Source organism: Martinezella sp. CNPSo 3890 (assembly GCF_057784455.1).
The window spans coordinates 98,556-121,054 of the sequence record NZ_JBXSOR010000011.1; the positions used below are offsets into that span (position 1 = coordinate 98,556).

The 22,499-nt window shown below is 57.7% G+C and carries 20 protein-coding genes; 6 read left to right on the forward strand and 14 right to left on the reverse strand.

The features are described from left to right. The first annotated feature begins 35 nt into the window (after nucleotides 1-35). Nucleotides 36-1,268 (forward strand): HlyD family secretion protein, encoded by a 1,233-nt coding sequence (locus AC13RC_RS23090; protein ID WP_488558542.1) that lies wholly within the window; start codon nucleotides 36-38, stop codon nucleotides 1,266-1,268. Then, nucleotides 1,250-3,244, forward strand: a complete 1,995-nt coding sequence (locus tag AC13RC_RS23095; RefSeq protein ID WP_488558603.1) for a glycosyltransferase family 2 protein — start codon at nucleotides 1,250-1,252, stop codon at nucleotides 3,242-3,244. The genes AC13RC_RS23090 and AC13RC_RS23095 overlap by 19 nt, the downstream gene beginning before the upstream one ends. 796 nt (nucleotides 3,245-4,040) lie before the next feature. Here AC13RC_RS23095 and AC13RC_RS23100 read toward each other — a convergent pair. Further along, nucleotides 4,041-4,505, reverse strand: coding sequence for a hypothetical protein (locus tag AC13RC_RS23100; RefSeq protein WP_145324554.1), 465 nt, complete (start codon nucleotides 4,503-4,505; stop codon nucleotides 4,041-4,043). Between the two features lie 415 nt (nucleotides 4,506-4,920). On the opposite strand from AC13RC_RS23100, the gene AC13RC_RS23105 reads away from it, so the two are divergent. Further along, the gene (locus AC13RC_RS23105; protein WP_488558543.1) at nucleotides 4,921-5,220 is read left to right on the forward strand and encodes a hypothetical protein; all 300 of its coding nucleotides are present in this window, start codon (nucleotides 4,921-4,923) and stop codon (nucleotides 5,218-5,220) included. Between the two features lie 112 nt (nucleotides 5,221-5,332). On the opposite strand, the gene AC13RC_RS23110 is transcribed toward AC13RC_RS23105, so the two are convergent. After that, entirely contained in the window at nucleotides 5,333-6,718 is a 1,386-nt protein-coding gene (locus tag AC13RC_RS23110) for an MFS transporter (protein WP_488558544.1), read from the reverse strand. Nucleotides 6,719-6,961: 243 nt separating this feature from the next. Beyond that, nucleotides 6,962-7,909, reverse strand: coding sequence for a dihydrodipicolinate synthase family protein (locus tag AC13RC_RS23115; protein ID WP_488558545.1), 948 nt, complete (start codon nucleotides 7,907-7,909; stop codon nucleotides 6,962-6,964). Nucleotides 7,910-8,072: 163 nt separating this feature from the next. Between AC13RC_RS23115 and AC13RC_RS23120 the strand changes: the two genes are divergently transcribed. Next, a complete protein-coding gene (locus AC13RC_RS23120; protein WP_145635258.1) occupies nucleotides 8,073-9,104 on the forward strand; it encodes a LacI family DNA-binding transcriptional regulator in 1,032 nt (343 codons plus the stop codon). A 322-nt stretch (nucleotides 9,105-9,426) separates the two neighbouring features. Here the strand turns inward: AC13RC_RS23120 and AC13RC_RS23125 are convergent, their stop codons facing one another. The 5 genes from AC13RC_RS23125 to AC13RC_RS23145 all read right to left on the reverse strand — a co-directional run bounded on the left by AC13RC_RS23125 (nucleotide 9,427) and on the right by AC13RC_RS23145 (nucleotide 13,613). Then, nucleotides 9,427-9,957 carry a VOC family protein gene (locus AC13RC_RS23125; protein WP_145324660.1) on the reverse strand — a complete coding sequence of 177 codons (531 nt, stop codon included), beginning with the start codon at nucleotides 9,955-9,957 and terminating at the stop codon, nucleotides 9,427-9,429. Between the two features lie 98 nt (nucleotides 9,958-10,055). Continuing rightward, nucleotides 10,056-10,904: an alpha/beta fold hydrolase gene (locus AC13RC_RS23130; RefSeq protein ID WP_488558546.1), complete on the reverse strand. Its 849-nt coding sequence runs from the start codon at nucleotides 10,902-10,904 to the stop codon at nucleotides 10,056-10,058. A gap of 50 nt (nucleotides 10,905-10,954) precedes the next feature. Continuing rightward, the gene (locus AC13RC_RS23135; RefSeq protein WP_488558547.1) at nucleotides 10,955-11,779 is read right to left on the reverse strand and encodes an oxidoreductase; all 825 of its coding nucleotides are present in this window, start codon (nucleotides 11,777-11,779) and stop codon (nucleotides 10,955-10,957) included. Further along, entirely contained in the window at nucleotides 11,776-12,678 is a 903-nt protein-coding gene (locus AC13RC_RS23140) for an NAD(P)-dependent oxidoreductase (protein ID WP_488558548.1), read from the reverse strand. The genes AC13RC_RS23135 and AC13RC_RS23140 overlap by 4 nt, the downstream gene beginning before the upstream one ends. A gap of 182 nt (nucleotides 12,679-12,860) precedes the next feature. Beyond that, on the reverse strand, nucleotides 12,861-13,613 hold the full coding sequence (locus AC13RC_RS23145; RefSeq protein WP_488558549.1) for an alpha/beta fold hydrolase: 753 nt from the start codon (nucleotides 13,611-13,613) through the stop codon (nucleotides 12,861-12,863). Nucleotides 13,614-13,751: 138 nt separating this feature from the next. Between AC13RC_RS23145 and AC13RC_RS23150 the strand changes: the two genes are divergently transcribed. Next, complete coding sequence (locus AC13RC_RS23150) at nucleotides 13,752-14,612, forward strand: LysR family transcriptional regulator (RefSeq protein ID WP_145324650.1); 861 nt, start codon at nucleotides 13,752-13,754, stop codon at nucleotides 14,610-14,612. Nucleotides 14,613-14,964: 352 nt separating this feature from the next. Here AC13RC_RS23150 and AC13RC_RS23155 read toward each other — a convergent pair whose 3' ends face one another. After that, a complete protein-coding gene (locus AC13RC_RS23155; RefSeq protein ID WP_488558550.1) occupies nucleotides 14,965-15,876 on the reverse strand; it encodes a DMT family transporter in 912 nt (303 codons plus the stop codon). Nucleotides 15,877-15,974: 98 nt separating this feature from the next. Between AC13RC_RS23155 and AC13RC_RS23160 the strand changes: the two genes are divergently transcribed. Then, on the forward strand, nucleotides 15,975-16,781 hold the full coding sequence (locus AC13RC_RS23160) for an AraC family transcriptional regulator (protein WP_145324646.1): 807 nt from the start codon (nucleotides 15,975-15,977) through the stop codon (nucleotides 16,779-16,781). 294 nt (nucleotides 16,782-17,075) lie between these two features. Here the strand turns inward: AC13RC_RS23160 and AC13RC_RS23165 are convergent, their stop codons facing one another. From AC13RC_RS23165 to AC13RC_RS23185, 5 genes are all read right to left on the reverse strand, one after another. Beyond that, complete coding sequence (locus tag AC13RC_RS23165; protein WP_488558551.1) at nucleotides 17,076-17,453, reverse strand: YybH family protein; 378 nt, start codon at nucleotides 17,451-17,453, stop codon at nucleotides 17,076-17,078. A 150-nt stretch (nucleotides 17,454-17,603) separates the two neighbouring features. Then, nucleotides 17,604-18,392, reverse strand: coding sequence for an AttM family quorum-quenching N-acyl homoserine lactonase (gene attM / locus AC13RC_RS23170; protein WP_145634935.1), 789 nt, complete (start codon nucleotides 18,390-18,392; stop codon nucleotides 17,604-17,606). After that, a complete protein-coding gene (locus AC13RC_RS23175) occupies nucleotides 18,389-19,930 on the reverse strand; it encodes a sugar ABC transporter ATP-binding protein (RefSeq protein ID WP_145634938.1) in 1,542 nt (513 codons plus the stop codon). Before AC13RC_RS23175 ends, attM begins: the two co-directional genes overlap by 4 nt. A gap of 10 nt (nucleotides 19,931-19,940) precedes the next feature. Further along, on the reverse strand, nucleotides 19,941-21,116 hold the full coding sequence (locus AC13RC_RS23180; RefSeq protein WP_488558552.1) for an ABC transporter permease: 1,176 nt from the start codon (nucleotides 21,114-21,116) through the stop codon (nucleotides 19,941-19,943). After that, nucleotides 21,116-22,219 carry a sugar ABC transporter substrate-binding protein gene (locus AC13RC_RS23185; RefSeq protein ID WP_488558553.1) on the reverse strand — a complete coding sequence of 368 codons (1,104 nt, stop codon included), beginning with the start codon at nucleotides 22,217-22,219 and terminating at the stop codon, nucleotides 21,116-21,118. The genes AC13RC_RS23180 and AC13RC_RS23185 overlap by 1 nt, the downstream gene beginning before the upstream one ends. Between the last annotated feature and the right edge of the window lie 280 nt (nucleotides 22,220-22,499).

Below are 22,499 nucleotides of genomic sequence, written 5' to 3' on the forward strand. Positions count from 1 at the left end.
ATCATCGCTAACCCCGCTGGTCTTTGTAAGGTGACATGATTTGGAATCATCGCATTACCCGTGTGACCGTCGGCCTTCTGCTGCTGGCGCTTGCTATCGTCGTCTCCTTACCCGCAATCACGGGTTATACAAGCCGAGATGGCACCGTAAATGCCCGCCTGGCTCTCCTCAACGCGCCCATTGATGGCGTGATTTCGGGCGAGCCGGCAAAGGTTGGCATTCCAGTGAAAGCCGGCGAAACTCTCGTGGAAATCAGCAATCCGCGCGTGAACCGTGCCGTTCTGGCTTCGCTTGAGGCCGAGCGAAACACCGCTCTCGATCGCGTGGCAGCTTTGAAAAAAGAACGCGACGATCTCACGCAACTTCGCGATCAGCTGGGAAATCGGCTCGAAATCTTCAAGCAGGCAACGATTTCCAATCTTGAACGCGAAGTTGAGATCCTGCGTAAGAGGGTCGAGGTTTCGCAGGCACAGGATCTCGCCGCGCAGGTCGACCTCGATCGCCGGAAGGAATTGGAATCCAAGGGCATACTCACCCAGCGGATGGTGGACGCAGCACGCGCTGCCGGCGCGGCGACCGGAGGCGAGGTCGAAGTGAGCAACCTGACTGTCGATCAATTGCAACAGCGATTGAACGCCGTTCGACAGGGTATTTTCGTATTCGGAGATGGACAGAATGACGTGCCATATTCCCGCCAGCGCCAGGATGAGGTGATCGTCCACATCAGCGACCTGAATTCGCGGATCGCGGAGAATGAAACTCGCGCCGCCGAAGTCGAAAAGCAACTGACGGAAGAAGGCATTCGCGTCAGCAGCCTCGAATCGGCAACCGTGACCGCGCCATTCGATGGAGTTGTTTGGAGCAGAAGCATCGTCAGTGGTTCCAACGTCGTGCTCAACAATGAACTGATGCGACTTCTCGATTGTCGGGAGCTGTTCGTCGACATCCTCGTCCCCGAAGTTGACTATGACGAGATCTATCCTGGGCTCGGCGCGCAGGTTCGGCTGCTCGGGCGCAGCGATGTTTTCAAAGGTTCGGTCGTTTCTGTAAAGGGCAGCTCGGCGGCCACGGAAACCGATTCATTTGCGGCTAGTCTGCCCCTTACATCACAGCGCAATGCCCGCATCAGGGTTCGTCTCGAACCCTCCTTCATGAATGGTGACTTCGAAAATTTCTGCCAAGTGGGACGTTCGGTCCAAGTCCGCTTTCCCAGGCACGGATTTGGCGTTTTGAAATGGGTCAAGAACTTGTGGTTCAGTATCTTCTAGCCCTCGCCCCAACCTTTTTCGTAACAGCCTTCTTTCTGCTGGGCCCATTCAATTGGTCGCGTCATCATAGCTGGACGAGGACAGCCACCTGCGGATTCGTCGCGGCCGTCGCACTACGCTACATGATTTGGCGGTTCACGCAGACCGTCCTTCCATACCCCTATGATGGGGCGAATTTCTATTGGGTCTGGCTCGTCTTTATCGTCGAACTCCTGGCATTTACCGACGTTGTGCTGTTCCTCATCCTGATGAGCCGCTACGTCGACCGGAGCCGCGAGGCAGACAAGTTTGGTAAGATCTTTTTTTCGCGTGACCAACGCGAACTGCCGACGGTGGATGTCTTCATACCCACCTACAATGAGCCGCTCGACGTCCTGGAGCGAACAATTGTCGGCGCACTCTCACTCGATTACCCTGCAGAAAAGCTCAAGGTTTATGTCCTCGACGACCAGCGCCGCTACTGGCTCAAGACTTTTTGCGAACAGAAAAACGCTGTTCATGTCACCCGCCGCGACAATTCTCACGCCAAAGCGGGCAATATGAATAATGGTCTGCAAGTCAGCTCGGGCGAATTCGTTGCCGTCTTCGATGCCGACTTCGTGCCCTATAGGAACTTTCTTCGCCGCACACTGCCCTTCTTTTCCGACGAAAGCATCGGTATCGTCCAGACGCCGCAGCACTTCTTCAATGCCGATCCCGTCCAGACGAATCTAGGGCTTGAGAACATATGGCCGGACGAGCAGCGGCTGTTTTTTGACGAGATCGCGCCCAGCCGCGACGGATGGGATGTCAGCTTCTGCTGTGGCTCGTGTTCGATCGCTCGGCGCAAGGCGATCGAGGAGATTGGTGGCTTCCCGACAGAATCCATCACAGAGGATTTGCTGACCACACTCTCGATGCTCAACAAAGGCTACAAGACGCGCTACCTGAACGAGCGGCTGTCAATGGGGCTCGCTGCGGAAAATCTGACCGGCTATTTCGTTCAGCGCGAACGCTGGTGCCAGGGCGGCATTCAGACGCTTTATTTGCATAATGGCCCGTTGCGCGGTCCGGGCTTGACCCTCTTCCAGCGGATCATGTTTCTGCCCGCTTCATGGATAGTCCAGTATCTGGTGCGGCTGATGATCTTGATCATCCCGATCGTCTATCTCTGGTTCGGGCTCCTGCCACTTTATTTCACCGATATCGCCGACTACGTCTCCTATCAGGTCCCGCTGCTTGCATCCTATTTCCTTCTGATGCTCTGGATAACGCCGACGCGCTATTTGCCCGTCATCTCAAGTGCTGTTGGGACATTCGCGACCTTTCGAATGCTACCAACCGTCGTGTCGAGCCTAATAAGGCCGTTCGGCAAACCGTTCAGGGTGACACCAAAAGGCAGCGGCAACCAGGCAAATCAATTCGACAAATATACCTTTGCCTGGATCGCGGCTTTGATAGCGATCACAGGCCTTGGACTGCTCATCGATATTGTTCCCGAGACTACACAGATCGAGGCGCAGTTTTCGCCGATCGCCGCTTTCTGGGCAGGCATCAATATTGTCGTTTTAGTCATCGCATCCCTCATTTGCTTTGAGAAGCCACAGCGATTGTTTCATGCGTTCAAATTGGATGAGCCGGCATCAGTGGATCATATCCCCGGCCGACTGGTCAGTTTGGCGCTTGATAAGGCCGTTGTCGCCGTGCCGGTCGATTCGCGCTTCGGATCAAAACTTGTATCGCTGCACCTGCAGGGTTTTGCACCCTTCGAAGCCGAACTGAAGCAGGTAACCCAACGGGGCAGAAGCGTAAGCCGGGGTGGCGATCGGCAGGCCTATTATCTCCACCTCCATTTCGACCTCGAAGGTCCCATCCGAGACCAGATGATCGTGAAGCTCTATACGGGAGACTATTCGCAGGATATTCGCGACATCGACAAGGTCGCCGTATCAGTCAATCTCCTTCTGCGCTCCTTCGGCAGGACGCGCACATACTAAGGGAGCTCCTCCGAGACTTGCCGTCACGGAAGCCACCTGCCTGTTCTCAGCAAATTGCAATTGGTGAGAATGATCTCCCACTCGATATTCTCGACAATCGTGATCTTTGGGATGCGCGTGACAGCCGCTTCGAGAATTGAGACTCTGCCGTCTGCAAAATGGCGCATCAGCATGCGAGAGGCAAGTTTCCCGCATGCAATTAGCTCTTGAAGGTATGCGAACCGCCGACCCTGTCGTTCAAGCAGCATATATTTGTGCAAATTTTTATAAGCGGCACAATAACTTGCGCTCCAAGATTGCCGATCTGGAGCCAAGGACGGACTGATAGATGTGCATGTTCAAGGCTGACTAATCGCCATGGTTTGCAGGCCTGTTTGGATGACTACTTCTAACCTAACTGAGGACCTAAACGGTGAGAAAATTCAAAAGAAGGGAGCGGCTCTGCCCTGGTGGCTAGCATGAGGGGCAGCAGCGTCCATGAATCATATCGAATTTTCCGCAATAAGAGCAGATTTCCGAGAATGATTCGCTATGGTACCGCGCATGACGTTCTCGAACATCGCGCAGCCGTCGCGGGGCTTGATTGCCAACGAGCTCATATAGCGCATCACCCGTCCGCTTTGTGGGTGTCTCCTTCAGAGCACCGGCTGGCGTGACCGTTCTTCTCCCGTCAGTCGTTACTATCATGCAGCACGGATAGGAGAACGGATACTCAACGACGAGGCCGAGCTCGGTGTCCAAGCCTGGTTGTCGCCAAGTGAGGTTGCCCGCCTATTGCTCATGACGGGGATCATTTTCATGCTTGTGCCACTGGCCCTCCTGCCTCGTCGTCAGGCACTTCATCCGACTGGAAAACAATTTCGGCCCCTAGCTCGGTTTTCAGCAGGGTATCGAGATCGGGCGCTACGAACGACGCATCATCGTCTAGGAATAGCGATCCGGCATCAACAAGATAGGTCGCAAGCCCCTCCACTCCAACGCCGTGCACCAACAGCTGACCGCCGCCATTGTCAGCATAGGGCATCGCACCCGGAATCCTGGCCGATACACCGTATGCCTGATCCATTGCGATAACATCATCCGGCCCCCACACGCGCAGTTCTCCCCTTCGCTTCCAAAGAAGCACGACATCCGTCATCTGTGTGATCATATCGAGATAGCCGGCCGGTATTTCCGCATAAGCCTCCCGAAGGCGATCGATATCGACACTGCGGGCGGGCGGGCCGTGCGAATAAATCTGAAAAGACGCGCTCAATTTCATCGGCGGCGAGATCCTCGACACTGGGACGTAGTTTGGTGTTGCAGTCGCGTTGAGATCATGTTCGGTCGCCTCCAGGACTGGGGACGCATCGCCACGAGTCCTGCCCCTGCGCGATGTTGAAGTACACGCCCGTCAACGCCATCGAATACTTCGGCGGGCCGCAAGCCGCTTCGGTATCTTTGTTAGAATCCGAAGCTGCCCTCTCCGGTTAGCTAGGCAGAAACTGCCGTGGAATTATCCCGGTTGACCAGACGGCTGACGCCTCCTCTCGGCCTTGCCCGTTGCGCTCATACGGCTCCATAGTCTCCAACCGGCGGAGCGCAATATCGCCGATTGTGGCACTCCGTTTCAGTTTGCAGCGCGCTTCGAGTCGGACTGGTTGCTTTAACCTAACATTCGATCCTAAAATGCCCGCATGACAATAGAAATAAAGACTTTTAGCAAGGCAGAGATCGAGCAGTTACGTGCCGACACGCCAGGTGTTAGCCGCCGCATCCATTTGAACAATGCGGGTGCCGCGTTGATGCCGGTCGTGACCGCGGTCACTGCCGATGATGTCGTGGCCGGTGCTAATGACGACGATGATGATAACGGACCGTTTGGACGGATGATTGGACCTCCGGCTTCGTCATGTTCGTCATCGGGGCTGCCGACACAGCAGCACCCGCGCCGATCAACAGGCCGACACATAAAAGCGCGGCAAGCAGATTGTTAAAGATTTTCATAGCGAACGTTCATTAATGGCTTCATCCTGAAACCAGGCGGCTGAACGGAGCATATATGCCTGCTGCTTTCGTCTTTCTCAGAGGGAACGGGATGCGGTCGTTTCACGGAGAAAGCTCTTCGAGCGTACGGCCTTTGGTTTCCACGGCGAACACGGCGGTTATGAGCGCACCGAGCAGCAAAATCGCAGCGAAGACCATAAATACGTACTGGATGCCCATCGACGAGAGCAGGAAGCCCGTCACGATCGGGCCTGCCGAGGATCCCAGACGAAGCCATGCACTTCCAGCACCCGTCCCGATTGCCCGAAGGCGCGTGGGATAGATCTCCGCGGAGTAAAGATACAACGAGAATGTGACCGTCTGAACGATGGCGTAGGCAAGACCGGCCAGCACCAGCACTTGCATGGCAGAAGTCGCGCCAAGCCAAGCGAGGATTGCAAGCGGGATAGGAGCTGTGAGCAATGCTCCCGCATACCAGCGTTTGCGGCCTACCCTGTCAATGAGCAGTGCGCAAATCACCGCTGCAACAACGCCGCCCACCGACGTTGCAAACCCATAAAATATGCTGGTTTCGAGCGGCAGGTTGAAGGTCTGACGATAAAGGGTGGGCAGCCAGGTAATCGTGCCGTTGGCAACGAGGTAGGCACTGAACCACATGGCCCAGATGGAGAGCGTGCGCTTGAGATAGATCCCTTGGAAAAGCTCGCGCCAATCAGATGACTTACGCGCGGGAACCGCGGCATATTTCGGCTCGGGAAGCATCTTGCCTGCCGCACGAGCACTGTCTTCCAGCCTGGCGACGATGCGATTGGCTTCCTCGTAACGACCGTTGGCGGCGAGCCAGCGCGGAGACTCAGTGAGAAACCAGCGCAGCGGGATCATCAGCACAGACGGGATCAGGCCGACGACGAACATGGCCTTCCAGCCGTAAAGCGGCACCATGAAGTAGCCGATCAGGCCCGCACCGACGAGGCCGAGCAGGAACATCACTTCGTAGAGAAGAAAGAAGCGCCCGCGACCTTTCGAACCAATGAGCTCATTGATATAGGCGCTGGCAACCGGAACTTCGCCCCCGGTGCCAACACCCTGAACGAAGCGGAACACCATCATCGTTGCCGCGCCGGCTGCAAAGAGGCAAGCGATGTCCATGCTGACGAAAAGCAGGATGGTGAAGAGAAGAACTTTCAATCGGCCAATCTTTTCGGCCAACCAGCCGAACAGGACGGCGCCGATCAGTTGCCCCAGATATCCCATCGACAGGATCATGCCCGTCTGGCTGGGCGTCAGGCCCCATTCGTGCACGAGTACAGGCATGGCGTAGGCAATGGCGATAACGGTATAGCCATCGAAGAATGTCGCGGCGCCGACGATATTACGAGCCCAGAACACTTCGCGGGTGACGGGCAGCCGCTCCAGCCGCGCGCTTATGTCAGCTTGCGGATCGATCACATGCGTAACCGACGCCGTCATTCGCTGTTCGATATTCATTTTATCCTCCCTCTACCCGGTCCCCGCCTCTCCCGACCTGGCATTGAATCTATGCGGTGAACATCTCGCTTCGGCTCCGGCTCATCCAGCTGGCGGCAATCCGAAGACGCGGCTGTTAATGGGCACAATGACTTTCCAGCGGATCACAGGCGGCGCCTTTTCGCAAAGCATCACTCCCTGAGCTATCAGCAGTGTCCCCATGGAATACGCCTCCGCCGCGTGACGGCGGAGGCGCCTTTCTCCTTATTCGGCGGCCAGAAGCTGCCCGACACGGCCGATGCCCGCGGCGTCAAACGCGGCGAAGATTTCGGCCTCAGCCTTTTCACCGAGGCTCTTCAAAGGCTCGCGGATCGTGGCATGATCGAGGAGGCCGCGATGGACGAGGCCCAGCTTGAGAGCGACGGTGCCTTCCATGTGCGAACCTCGGTGATAAACCGCGCGGGTGACCGGTAGCAGGCGCTCGAAGATCTTGCGGGCTTCGGGATAATCCTGCGCCTTGCCGGCCCTGATGAGATCGATGAGCAGCTCGGGTGCGATGTTGCCGTAGCCGACCAGGAGGCCGTCAACATCGAACATGGTCGGCAACAGCCATTCGTCATGGCAGCTCAAGATCTGCAGGTTCGGATTGGCCTTCTTCAGCTCCGGAATTTCCACATACCAGCGCTTCATGTTGCGAACGCCGTTTTTGGTCGCAACGACCCCCTCTTGGGTGGCAATCGCAAGCTGCGTGTCCAGATCGTAAGAGGCCTTGGTGACATCCGGATATTGGAACAGGATGCACTGCAGACCGGATTCCTGCCAGATCGCCTTGTAACGGTCTTGCGGCGCGCCCTTCTGAAAGCCAAAGCGCAGCCATCCGTGGTTTGGATAGACAAGGGCCCCTGTGGCGCCGGCAGCCTTGCATTTCTTCGCCTCTTCGGCGGCAACCCTAGTGCCCTCGCCCGTAATGCCGGCTATGATCGGAATCTCGCCATTCACGGCTTCGACATAGGTGCGGATCAGCTTGAGGCGCTCCTCTTCGGTCAGGAACGTGCCTTCGCCGGCGTGGCCAAGAATGACGAGGCTTTTCACACCATCCATCGACGCGAGCCACTTTGCGATCCGCATGTTCGCCGCATAGTCGACTTCGCCGTCGCGGGTAAATGCGGTCACCGGTGCTGGGCTCAAGCCTCTGAGGTCCATTGGGTTCATGGGTGGTCTCCTCCTTGTCGTCGCTATCCGATTTACAATCAGCGACAGGATCGTTAATGGGAACGTTCCCAATATCGTTTCTGATTTCGCTGGAGTCAACAGGATTTTTCAGGCATCATGGGATCCAGAAGCAGATCAGGACTCGCCGGCACGGAAATTCCAAATGAATTCAACGGTGGAAGATAGCGCTCGTCAGACGCGCATAACGATTCTCGACGTCGCGGCCGCAGCCGGTGTTTCGAAGTCGACGGTGTCGAGAATTTTAGATGAACGCCTGCCGCGCTCGGACAGCGAAACAGCCAGACGCGTCAGAAAGATCGCCGAGGAACTCGGTTACGTCAGAGATGTTTCTGCGGCCAGTCTTCGTCGCGGCAATACCATGACGGTGGGGATTATCGTACCCAGGCTGACGGACACAGTGATGGCAATGCTCTACGAATCCCTTGCAAAAGCCTGCAGCAGGACCGGGCGGTTTGCCATCGTCGCGACTACGGACGAGAAGCCGAAAGCCGATCGCCTTGCTGCGGAGTCGCTTCTGAAGCGCGGCGTCGATGGGCTCATCTTGTCGACAGCGCGCGACGACGATGACTTTCCCGACATATTGGCGGCAAGAGGTGTGCCGACGGTTCTGGCGCTTAGAACCGATGGTCATAGTCTTTCATCGATCGGCGATGACCGGCTTGGTGGATATCTCGCCACGCGACACCTGCTTGATCTTGGTCATCGCAGGATCGGAGTCATTGCGGGTCCCTCCTATGCCTCCAGCGCGCGGACCCGCGTGGAAGGCTATTGCCAGGCCATGATGGAAATGGAGCTGGAGATCGATCCATCCCTCATTGTTCCATCCACTTTCGGAATCGAATCCGGCGCGGAAGCGGCCGAGAAAATCATGCACCTGCCGCAAGCCCCGACGGCAATGTTTGCGGTTAACGACAATACAGCCATCGGCGCACTATCAGGGCTCATGCGCATGGGTCTGTCAGTGCCAGGCGACGTCTCACTGGTCGGCTACAACGACATTCCGATTGTCAGCCATCTCTCTACGCCACTGACCACCCTGCGGGTGCCCTTCGAGCAGATTGCTGCGAATGCGCTCGATTTATTGGGAAGCGACGCAATATCGCCAGATGACCGTATTCGGGTATCGGCTCCGACGCTCATACCCAGGAAGTCGACGCGATCTGTTACACTGTAAGCTCTTGAAGAGAGTTGAAACCAGAGTCCGCTGCCTCGGATTCTCTAAGCGGTTGTAACTTCTCTGCTTCAATGTAAAGGGATGGTTCGCGACATATAGGTTCCGTTATCGCTCGACGGCAACACATTTCACCTCAGCCAGAAGTCCCGGGTGGGCGAGCTCGGAGACACCCGTCCGAGTCCACGCATAGGTTCCCTTCGGAAACAGCTCGTTTTTAACAGTCCGGAACACGTCCATGTGCTTGGACATTTCGCCGTGATAGATCTCCTGCATCCTTTTTCTTAAAAGCTTTCGGCGCGCCCATGCATTTCAAAGCTTACGCTCATTCCTCGTCCTGCCACCTGCGCAGATTCGTTTGGTCGTGATAGCCCATGCGGTCGGGCGTGGTGATGAATTCCACGGTCGTGCCCCATGGCATGCGGCAATAGCAGACCTTGTTTCCAGGACCTTTTTCGGTTGCGTAGGGAATAGCGCGTGGCGCGGTAAGAGACGTGCCACCGGCCTTTTCGAAGCGCTCGACCGATGCGTCGATATCGTCGGTGTAGACACCAAAGTGCGTAATGCCGAAGTCGCTCGCCCGAACCGGCTGGGCTTGTTCGGGGCCATGCATTTCGAAGAGCTCAATGTCCGGTCCGGTTCCGATCTTGACCATCGCCTGCGCACGCACAACCGTTCCAGGGAGAGCGCCAGTGGCCCGCTCGAATTCGGGTCCTTGCCGCGGTGGGTCCTGCGGTCCAAAGGACTGATAGATTACTTGACCGCCAAATGCTTCCACCAGGAACGATTTTGCTGCTTCGATGTCAGGCACCGTGATGCCGATGTGATTGACGCCGCGAACTTTAGGTGCAGTCATGATAGTCTTCCTTTCTCATTTATTCGATCGAACGCGATCGGGCGCAACTCGCCCGCAATGGCGCCATCCCCCGCCTCACGGCGGGGCGACCGCAGTTTTCAATTGGCCTTGAGAAAATCGATCAGAGCGGCCGCCACTTCATGCGGCCGCTCGTCCACGACATAGTGGCTGCACCGCTCAATCGAGCCGCCCGTCACATTGCTGGCGAACTCCTTGAGCATCGAGACCATATGCGCACCGAAGCGCTGCTCGCCCCCGAGACCCAGTACCGGTATCTCGAGCGGCTGCTTTTTGTACTCCAGCGCGGCCGCATGGTCAGCGGTGAGGGTGCGATACCACTCCATGCTAGCTCGCGTGCGGCCCGGGAGAGCCATCGCCTTGGCGTAGATCTCGACGTCCTCCGGATTGAAGGCACTGTGATCGTAGAACCGCTCCGCCATGAAGGCCGAAACATAGTCATATTCACGGCCATGAATCAGGCGCTCGGGTAGATCCCGGTTCATATGGAAGCTGAAGTGCCAGATCCTCGCTGTCATCGCCTCCCATTGTGTCCAGCCGGGAAGGGGAACGTCGAGGACGGCCAGGTGGGTAACAGCCTCTCGATAGATTGCGGCCAGCCGCAACGCCACCATTCCGCCAATGTCATGGCCGCACACGGCGTAGCGTTCATGCCCAAGTGCAGCCATGACCTCGTGCGCGTCCCGCGCCATCGTCGCCTTGTCATAGCCGTCAAGCGGGCAGTCGGAAAAACCGGCGCCGCGCAGATCCATGGCCACGACGCTGAAATGCTCGGCCAGCAGCGGCATCACGTGATGCCATTCCCACCACGTTTCCGGCCAGCCGTGAAGCAGAAGGATCGGTGAACCGGAGCCTCCCGTGACGGCGTTGATCTTGATGCTATTCACTGGCACCAGCTGCTGGGTAAACCCCTTCAAAGTTGCGATCATGATCCCTTTCCAATCGAGGTTGACATTCAAACAGAGCTTGCGGCCAGCGCTCAGGGCTGGTCGAAATCGGTCGCGATCGTGATGTCGCGCCAGGCGTCGATATCGCGGCGGAAGGAAGCCAGCTTGCGCTCAGCGATCGAATGCGCGATCGGGCCGAGCGGCAGATGAAGCGGAGCGTTGTCAGCATCGACTGCCTGCAGGATCACCGCGATCGCCTTGTCGGGATCGCCCGCCTGATTGCCGTTGTTGGTTTCGCGATAGTGCTTGCGCGAGCTCGCGGCGTATTCCAGCATCTCCTTGGCCGCTATGGTGATCGAACGACCAAGGAAATCGGTGCGAAACGGACCAGGCTCGACGATCAGCACGCGGATGCCGAACGGCTTCAGCTCGTCAGCGAGCGCTTCGGAAATCCCTTCCACGGCGAACTTGGCGGCATTGTAATATCCGCCACCGCCGCTGCCGGCGATGCCTGCGCCGGACGACATGTTGACGATCGTTCCGCCCGAACGTCGCAGGACAGGCAGAGCGGCTCTGGTGGTTTCGATCAGCCCGAACACATTCACCTCGAACATCGGCCGATATTCTTCGGGCGTACCTTCCTCGATCGCGCCGAACAGACCGTAGCCGGCATTGTTCACGAGCACGTCAAAACCGCCGAATGTCTCGACCGCGTTCGCGACCGCTGCCTTGGCTGCCGCCGCATCCGTCACGTCAAGCGGCAAGGTGATCATGCGGCCGGCGAAAGGCTCAGCCATTTCTCCAATCGTTTTGACATTGCGGGCCGTCGCGATGACCCGATCGTCGCGCTGTGCCGCAGCAAGCGCGAGCCGCTGGCCAAAGCCGCTTGAACAGCCTGTGATGAGCCAAGTCTTCATTGGTTTGTCTCCGCGTTGGTTTCAGGTAACGCCAAGCTATCGACGCCACGAACCGTCATATCGGCCATGATCGACCAATCCTTTTCGCCGAGGCCCGCCAAAACGGCTTTGTCGAGCCCCTCGCGGATAGCTTCGAGCATCGGGAGCGTGCGTCCGATCTCGTTGCTGGCCTCAGTTGCCAGGCGGATGTCCTTGAGTGCGAGCTTGGCCTTAAAGCCGGGCTCGAAGGACCGTTCCGTGATCTGCGTGCTGTAGCTCTCATAGGCGCGGCCCGAGAACAGGGTGCCCAGGATGAGTTCAAAGAAATCCGCGCTGTCGAGGCCGACGCTCTCGGTCAGCACGACACCCTCCGCCATCGCCTCGATAGCCATGGCGATCATCATGTTGCAGGCGAGCTTCGCCGCATTCGCCCGAGCGGGGTTCTCCCCCAACTTCCAGACCTTTTTGCCGAGGGGAGCGAGCAGCGGCTCGATCGCGGCAATTGCATCGGCCTTCCCGGCCGCCAGGATGTTAAGCTGGCCACTCGCCGCTACGTTCGGTCGTCCGAGAACCGGTGCGGACACATAGCCAAGGCCCGCCTCTTCGTGCAGCAGCTCCAGTTCTCGCGCGAAAGCGACCGAGATCGTTGATGTGACAACATGGGTGGTCAGCCCTGGTTGCGCGCTTGCGAGCAGGCCAGCATCGAGGATCACCTCTCGAATGGCAGCGTCGTCGGATAGCATCGTAAAGACTGCATCAGCCTGGAATGCATCCGCCGCGAATTCGACAAGCGTCACCCCGGGGACACTATCCCGGGCGACCTTGCTACGGTTCCAGGCCCAAACGTCATAGCCTGCCTTCACTAGGTTCAGGGCCATTGCCGAGCCCATACTGCCGAGACCGATAAATCCGATCTGCATGTTCTATCTCCTGTTGTTCGGATGAGAGCTGGCGCAGGGTCGGACCCAGCCGCCGGGCGATCGTCAGACCGAGACCTGCGCCAATGAGTTGGCCGATCGCGATGCCGAAACCACAGGAGTGGCTTCGGCGCATGGGTCACGAAACATCCGCAGCCCTGAGCCTGAACATCAAGGCATCGGCATCATTTGCTCGCCGCTTCGGCGATGACGTCGGCGACTTCGCGCGGGTGCGAGATATAAACCGCATGGCTGGCACCAGGCACCTCGGTGACCTTCGCACTTGCCCGCTTGTACAGGGATCGCTCCGCCTCGACGGCGACAGCCATGTCCAGCCCGGCCACGATGCCGTAGCTCGGCTTGGTCTTCCAGGCCGCGTGTTGCGTCTTGGTTCCGAGGATCTTCGCTGATACCGGCACCTGCGAGTTGGCCATGAAATCCGTCTCGGCCTTGGAGAGGTCAGCGGCGAATCCCAGCCGGAACTTCGCTGGATCGAACAGCAGGAAACCGTCAGACGTCGACTTGAACGCGTCCGCGGTCGGACTCGGCCACTTCGCAAACAGATCGCCTACGCTCTCGCCAACATCCGGGACGATGGCCGCGACATAGACAAGTGCCGAAACCTTTGGGTCGACGCCGGCTTCGGTGATGATTTGACCACCATAGCTGTGGCCAACGAGGACGATCGGCCCATTTTGCTGCTCGATAGCGCGGTGAACCGCCTGAACATCGTCCGCCAGCGAAGTATTCGGTTCCTGGACGACCGTGACTTTCAAGCCTTTGGCCACCAGGCGCTCATAAACGCCCCTCCAGCCGCTGCCATCGACCAACGCGCCATGGACCAAAATCACATTTTGGGCCGGTTGCGCGAAAGCGGACGGCGCGCCGAACACCACTGCAAGAGCCGCAGCACCGAGATAGAGAGACTTGAGGGACATTTGCCGTTCCTTCCGAAGGACATGAGGTGATACACGAGAGATGGGCCGATGGGCCGATGGTGGGAATCTAGGTGCTTAGATTTGTTCTTTAAGTGACAAAAATGTATTCTCGGCGTTCAGTTTTGTAAGGGTGCCGCGATGGAATGGAGTGACGTCAAAATCTTTCTTGCGGTTGCGCGATCCGGCACGCTCGGCGGCGCGGCGCGTTCTCTTCAGACAAGCCATCCGACCGTCGGCAGGCGCCTGCGCGCACTTGAGCAGGCGATCGGCCACACGCTCTTCCAGCGGACCGCGGACGGTCTTGTCCTGACCGAAGAGGGCCACGGGATCATCGCGCTGGCGGAGCAGATGGAAGAAGGCGCGCTGGCCATGGAACGCCGGCTTGCGGGGCAGGAGCAGAATCTCAAAGGCAGTCTGCGCGTTTCATCAGCCGACTGGTTCGGGGCGTACGTGCTGCCTCCCATACTGGCGGATTTCTCGAACGCCTATCCCAATGTCGATGTCGAGATCCTGACCGGCACGCGCCTGTTCAACCTCGCCCAGCGCGAGGCCGACGTCGCTTTTCGTATCGTCCCGTTCAACACCGCCGATGTCGTTCAGCGGCGCCTCTTCAGGCTTGAATACGGCGTCTACATCGCCGAAGAATCACCTGATCCTAAATATGGCGATGGGGCTGGCTTCCGGCTGATCACCCACGATACGTCGACAGGGCAGTTTCCCGATATCGCTTGGCTCACCGAGAGCTTCCCCAACGCGAGACCGGTCCTGCGATCGAACAACCGTAACGTCCAGGGCCGCATGTGTCGGCAAGGCGTCGGGATCGCCGTCCTGCCCCGCGTGGTCGGCGATCAAATCGCGGGTATCCGCAGACTGGAACTGCCGATGCCGCCGCCGGCGCGAGACATCTGGATGGGATATCACCGGGACCTACGACGTCTTCAGCGTCTTCGTGCGTTCATCTCGACGGTATCGAACCATCTCGTGAGCGCGACCGCATGATGAGCAGCCCGGAGATGATTCAAGACTGCTCGAAAATAGGCCGATCGGTCGCCGCTTGCGATTGAGTTAGCCGCGCCTGTCTACGAAATGGTGCGACCGACGCCCGGTTCGACCTCGAGTTCGACTTTGAAACGCGTGCCGCCGAGCTAGGCTGCAGTGGGTGTCGAAGCCATTGCGGTATCGTCGTGTCGTTCTGTCCGTGTACAAGCAAGCCGCGGAATATCTTTGCTGGCTGGAGGTATCGTCTACGGCGGCAGGAGCCCGCCAAATGAAACCACGAGGCAAGGGACCACCATAGTGGAGGTGGAGCGGGCAGCCCGGCGTCTTATAGCCACGGTCTTCGGCCTGCTACTTATTGAGCTCTCGTCGCCACTGTCCTCTGGTCTGACCGTTCGCGGACAGATTTCCGCTGCACGAGGATGATACCCGCCACCGTCATGCCGCCACCAATAAGATGGTAGACATACAAGGTCTCGCCGAGAAAGATGGCCGCAACGATGGCGGTAAGTATCGGGATCAGGTTCATGAAGATCGCCGTGCGGGCCGCGCCGAGATGCTTTACCGCCGACATCCAAACGAATGGCGCAAGGATTGAACCGGGGATTGCCGCGTAAAGCACCATGGCCGTATTTGACAGGTTCAAACCGGATGGGGCCGACAGCAGATAGCTTGGGACGAGCAGCACGACCGCGGCACCGATCTGCACATAAATCGACGTCCAGGTGGCAAGCGGAATGGCCCAGCGCCTCAGAAGAATGCCGTAAGCGGCATAAGCCAGAACCGCGACCAGCATCATCGCATCGCCGCGCCCCACTCCCTCCGACAGAAGCCTCGATGGATCGCCGTGGCTGAGAACGACAAAGATGCCGGACAAGGAAACAACGCCACCGATCACCGCAAGGCTGGAGGGCCTCTCATGGAAGAAAACTGCGCCGAGGATCAACGTCAGCAGCGGCACGAGCGAGAGCATGATCGCCATGTTGGTGGCCGTGGTGAATCCGGCGGCGTAATATCCGAGGCCCTGGCATGCAGCCATGCCCAGCAGGCCGAGCAGGATGAGCTTGGGCAAGTGGGACGCGATTGTCCGACGCCGGCGCCAGGCATCCCGTCCGACCAGCGGCGTCAAGATGACGAATGCGATGAACCAGCGCTCGAACGCAATAGTGCCGGGCGCAATGGTGCCTGCGGCCAGCTTGCTGACGATGGTATTCCCCACCCAGATGAGGACTGCCAGCAACGAGAAGAGCAGATATTTGATAGGCATTTCGAGCCTCCTTGTTCGTATCGGCTCCTGCCTAGCAAAAGTCTTTCTTGCGATATATAGCGATAAAAGGACATTGAGTTACGACGATAGGACGAAGGATGAAGACTGTCATTCCTGTCGGCAAAGACCCGGCGCCTCTGTCATTCCGCACGGAAAGCTATGGGGCCGGTGCCGTCTTTGAGGAGAAAAGGCAACCCTGGTGCAAGGTCGGTTATGCTGTCAGCGGCGTAATGGAAGCGCGGGTTGAGGGAAGGCGTTTTCTCTGTCCGCCTCATTACGCAACATGGATACCCGCTAACGCGTTACACGCCTGCCATAACCGTGAAAACGTTAAATTCGTCTCGATTTATATCGACCGCGATCTCTGCGTCGGCATGCCCGAAACAGCCTGCACGCTCGAGCTCAGCCCACTCATCAAGGCGATCCTTGCTGATTTTGCCATACGTGGGATAACGGTGCCGGAGACGGATGCGGATCGGCGGCTTGCATTCGTCCTGATCGATCAGTTGCTGAACGCGCCAAGGCGCGAGAGCTTCCTGCCCGTCTCGGGCGACGATCTGCTGCAGCCGCTGATCGACGCGCTGCAGGCGGATCCGAGCGACCGCCGCTCCCTATCAGAATGGGCACGATCTCTTCAAACCACGGAAAAAACTCTATCACGCCGATTCAGCGGACATCTCGGCATATCGTTCAACGAATGGCGACAAAGGCTGAAGCTGATTGCTTCGCTGTCGCTGATCGAAGACGGCAGATCAGTGCAATCTGTCGCAAAGATCCTAGGATATAACAGTTCTTCCGCGTTCATCACTATGTTCCGGCGACAGACCGGAACGAGCCCAATGAATTTGCGACCTACGCTATACAGGAAGATCAGCGCTGATCGCCGCAATGCACTTGGCTCTTGAAAGGGTCTGAACCTGCGGTCCCTTCAACTACTTTGTTCCATTTCAATGAGCTAGTATGGCAGGGAGCATCATCTGACACCGTCGTGCCAGAATCTTCTGCAGTTTTCAAAAACACCAACTGTGGCGCTCGCTCTTAAAGCGCTCGTGGCAATGCTTCCGCCGTTTCCATCAAGTTGCGGGGGCGCAGACATACATGAGGACGCCGGCCCCCCGCAAATGCCATCTTGGACATTTCCGATCCGGAGTGCCTACGACTTGACGGATCAAAACACTTTGGCCACATGTCGCTTGAGTCTAAAGATTTGAAAAATGATGAAGCGCTATTAGCCATTCGTCTTCCGTCTCCACCACGACGAAAGATGAGCGCACCCTGTTGCGCAAGATTGTACCGTCCAGATGGTGATTCACGATGTTGCCGAAACCCTGCGCTATGAACATGCCCTTACCCAGAGAACGGATATTCTGATCCACGAGGGACAGCGTAACGCCCCGGAGGCTACCTTCGTAGCTGCCGAAATACTCCTCGACCTCCGCGCGGCCGACATAGAGCCTCGGGAGCAGGCCGAAAAAAACGGCGTCGCTCGTGTAGATCCGAGCAAGCGCCTTGCTATCCCAGATCGCCGCGGCGTCGTTCCACCGCTGCTGTATCTCATTGAGGATCATATCATGCATTTGAAAACAGGAGCTCCGAGACGGAAGCCTTGCGACGGCCATCGTGGGTTATTTTCAGGTCGAGTATGAGGGTGGCGTGGCAATACGCCAGTGCACGGCGGCCACGCCTACCGTCGGAGGATCTCCGCCGACGGTATCTTCTTGTGCAGATCAGTCGTAGTATTCCACGGGCGCCTTCTTGAAGGTCTGCCATGTTTCCATGTCGTGGCCGGGGACGACGACCGCGTTTTCCTTCTCAACGATGCGGCGCAGCCTGCGCACGGACGCGGCGGCTTCACGCGCCGAGGTCAGAGCGCCGGGCAGGCATTTCTCGTTCCAGTGATCCATCGTGTAGGCCGCGTCAATCGCCAACAAGATTGGACCACTGTTAGGTAAGCGGACCATGATGGACTGGTGGCCGGGCGTATGACCGGGCGACAGGAATGTTTGCACGCTGCCGTCGCCGAAGACGTCGTACTGGTCCTCGTCTTCCATAACGTCCCAAGTGATGCCGTCCTTGGTCAGGTCCTTCTTGATGTAGCCGCCCTGCATGAACCAGTCGGCGGAGAAAGCCCAGTCGATCTCGCGGCGCTGCACCAGATGGCGAGCCTTGGGGAAGTTGCCACAGGCGCCCGAGTGATCGAGATGAAGGTGAGAGTGAAGCACGAACTTGATGTCATCAGGCTTCATGCCAATCATAGCAAGCTGGTTCACGCAGCCTTCCGACTGATCCATGATCGGATAGTACTTCTTGGTCGTATCGCCCCACCAACCTTCCGGATCGACTGCCGCCTCGACGGCCGTGCCGCCATCGATGACGATATTGCCCTTGGGATGAACGATCAGATACCACGGTATCGGCGTGAAGAACGGCTGCTGACTATAACCGAGCTTGATATCGACTTCCTTTTGCCGGATTTGTCCTGTCTGGAACATATAGAGCCTTACATCAGTGCTCATGTCGTCTCTCCTCCTCTGATGGAAAAATGCAGTCGCTTAGCGGGCGCTTTCAATTTGCCACTCAACGTTACCGCCAGTAACTCATCGTAGGTCCAGCTGGTCTTCGGTGCCTCCGCAACGCAATTGCCGTCGTGGATCACCATCACGCGGTCAGCCAGAGTCAACGTCTCTCGCAACGAAGATGAGACCAGCAATACCGCAGCTCCATCCTGTGCAAGTTGAAGAATGATTTCGTAGATTTCCTTGATCGCCCCCACGTCGACGCCGTTCGTCGGTTCAACGATAATGTAAAGCGATGCGCCTGCACTCATCCATTTACCGATGACCAGCTTCTGCTGGTTTCCTCCGGAAAAGAAGCGAACTTGGATGGCGGAATCACGCGGGCGCACAGCGAGCTGCTCCATGACGCTATCGGTATATGTTTTCATCACGCGTGGACTGATGGCCAAAAACCGCTCTAGTCTGCTCATGACTGGAAGGCAGATGTTTTCAGCCGCCGAAAGCGATGGAAAGAGAGCTTGCTTGCGCCGGTCTTCTGGAACGAGGGCCACACCTGAGCGACGTGCAGCCATCGGCGTTTTGACGTTGATAGCCTGTCCACGCAGGCTGGCTTTGCCTGTATGGCGGATAACGCCCCCAAGTGCGCGTGCGACATCTTCCATGCCGCCGCCCACCGGCCCGGTAATGCCAAGAACCTCACCCGCCTGGACCGTAAAGGACAGCGGCGACAGCTTGGTGGTCGCTAGATCTTTAACCTTCAGTAGGATCTCAGGGCGAACTTGGCGGCCATAATTGTAGATGGAAAGTTCGGCGCGGTTGCGATTCACCATCAGCTCGGTGACACGGTCTTCCGTGACCTCCCCTCGATTCAGTGTGCCGGAGACGGCTCCGCCCCGCAAGATGGTGGCGCGGTCACAAATCTCCTGCACCTCCTTGAGGCGATGAGAAATATAGACAATGGCAACACCCTCCATCTTGAAGCGTTCGATGATGCGGAAGAGAACTTCCGATTCTGCGGCAGAGAGGCGCGCCGTCGGCTCGTCCAGCACGATGAGCTTGTAGCGCCGATGAAAGAGGGTCGCGAGCGTGACGAGTTGCATCTCCGCTGCTGACAGCGTCCCGGCAAGACGGCGCACATCAAGATCGATGCCCATCAAAGTGAGAATCCGCGCTGCCTCATCATGGATTTCTCGCCCGCTGATGCCAATCCGGCCCGGCTCGTTGCCGAGAAGAATATTCTGCCCAACGGTGAAGCTGAGCACAAGCTCAGCATCCTGATAGACGGCGCCAAGACCTAGGCGATGTGCTTCCGGTGGACTGGAAACCCGCACAGGAACGCCGTCGAGGAGAATTTCACCGGCGGTTGGCGAATAGACGCCGGTGAGAATCTTAATCAGCGTCGATTTACCTGCGCCGTTTTCGCCAAGCAACCCGTGTACTTCCCCAGCGAGAAAGTCGAGGCTCACGCCTTTGAGGGCTTTGGTACCGGCAAATTCCTTCTCGATATTTTTCAGTTCGACGAGCGCCGTCCCGGTCATGATCTTGCCCTCAGATAAACTTCAGATGGACTTCTTCGCGATTGAGAAGCGCGTTGGCACCGACCGCGATGATGAGAACCGAACCTTGGAAGATGTGGCGGGCGGCAAACGGGAACCCGACCATGTTCATGCCGGAGTCCACCATGTAGAGGAAGAAGACCCCGATGAGCGTCCCGAGCAAGTGCGGCTTTCCTTTACCCAAGACCGTTGCACCGAGGAAGACGGCAGCAAACGCCTCCAGCAGGTATCCCTCCCCACCCACGGGCTGTGCAGATGAAGAAATCGACGTCACGAGGACCCCGGCAATCCCGGCCATGAGAGCGGAGAGAATAAAAGCAAGGATGACCCACCGATACACATTGATGCCGGAATAGAACGCTGCCACGGGATTATCGCCGACCGCTGCTATGTAGTGGCCGATACGTGTACGTGACCCGGCGATCAAAGCGACAAGGAAGACGGCAAGCAGAATGAGGACAGGGACGCCAACCATTCCAAGCTTGCCCTGCCCAAGATAGAGGAAAGCTGATTCGTCATAGCCGACAGGCACCTGATAGCCACCGGTGATGAATATGTTGATGCCCGACAGCACAAACATGACACCAAGCGTCACGACGATACCTGACAGTCTCCCATAGGTCACGAGAAGACCATTGACCGCCCCTATCAAGCAGGCCGCGAGAAGCGCAACGCCAATCGCCACCCAAGGCCCAAGGACCGGGATTAGAAAAGCGACAACGATCGATGACGTTGTGACGGTCAATCCAATCGAAAGGTCAAAACTTCCTGCCACAACGACCCATGTCAGTCCCAGTGACACGAGCGCGCTAACAATCATTGAAAAAAGAATATTATTCAGGTTTGAAAATGTCGCGAAGTAAGGCGACGCCAGCGAAAAACCTGCTCCGGCTGCAAGCAGCACGACGATCGTGCCCCACCGTCGGAGGAACCGCATTGCCAACGATTCCTTTCGCCCCGCAACCTGTGTTTTCCGAACGATTTTTTCGCGCTTCGTCGTATTGGCGGTATCATCCAGCTCAGCTTTCGTCACTGTTCTATTCCAGTCGTTCTTGATCATTGGAAGGCTCATTTGGCCAAGTGCCGAATTGGCCGCCTTGTGTTTGGTGCATCCGGGTGCCGATGTGGCGAACTCGAAATGTTGCTTGCCACTTGCTACATCAGCCATTAGCCACCAAACTGCTTGAGCAGCGCGATCGCTTGTTCATCCCAGCTTTTGAGTTCGGCAAGGGCCTCAGTCGCCTGATCAGGTGTCTTGGAAATGACCGGAATGCGGTAGACGATATTTGGCACATCCTCGCCACGCGCCAGCTTAACGGCCAGTTCACCGGTCTTGCGACCGATTTCGGGGAACGGAGAATCGCAACTGAAGACGACTGGGACCTGCTTGGCGGCCCAGGCTTCGAGGAACTGAGTCGAGAGGTAGTGGTTGAACAGAGGAACGTCATCGCGATTCATCTGCTTTAGCGCCTGGCCGGCACCAAGAGTGAATGGCCACCACCACGATATGAAACCCGCCAAGGAGCCCGGCTGGGGATTGGCCTGCAGCAGGGAAAGCATATTTTTGCGGCCAACGGAAATTTCGTCCGTCGTGCCCTGTCCACCGTCGATGAAGGGAAGAACCTTCATGCGCGGCTCGTAGCGGCACATCAGCTCGAACATATCGACTTCCATGTCGAACGGCGTGAAGTAGCCACGCTGCTCGGCGGTCTGGGCGAAGGTGCCCTGACGCTTGCAGTAGTTCTGCACGAAATATCCGAGCGTGGTGGCGGTGCCCCACACGTCGTCCATGACGGCGGGGGAATCCTTCACCGGGATCGTAAAGCCGACGGTCTTGATGCCGCGCTTATGTGCCTCGTCGGCGATGTAGGCCGTCTCGGATTCTTGGGAGTAAATACCCATGACGAGAGCGTCGATGCCGCGATCCAGCAATGCACGGGAAGCGGCCTGCTCGCTTGCCTTGGTCGGCTCGCCACGAACTGTGACGACCTCGCCACCGGCATCGAGCACTGCCTTGACGATTTGCCAGCAGCCGCGACGCCAGGGCTGGTTGAACGGTCCATAAGTCAGCGGCACGCCGATGCGCACCTTCTTGCCAGGTACCGGCGGCGTGATTTCGTCGGCACTTGCCAGCGTGGCGGTACCGGCGAGCGCGGCGCTCCCAATTACGCCGACGGCTCCCTTCAGAAGGGTACGACGGCTGAATTCCGCATATTCGGTGGCTTCCTGCGCCAGCCCGCGCAGCCGTGTCACGTCGTCAAAAAAGCTCATGCATTCCTCCCTTTTTGCTTAGTTCACGCGAGAAGCCCAACGCGTTCCCCCTGGACAAACTGAGTCCCGGCAGGGCGCGCGTTGCCGGAAGCGTCTTGCCTGAATGACGCTCCTTCCCTGCTTCGCTCGACCGGATAACCGTCGCGGCGGCTGCTCAGCCACCCTCCTCTGATGGATAGAGAACCATATAACCTGGTTGCCTGACAAGTACTTTCTGCTATTCTTGCGGAAAAAGATGCAGTAGGGCAGTGGCAGGAGGCAAAGCCTGTTAAAACCACTC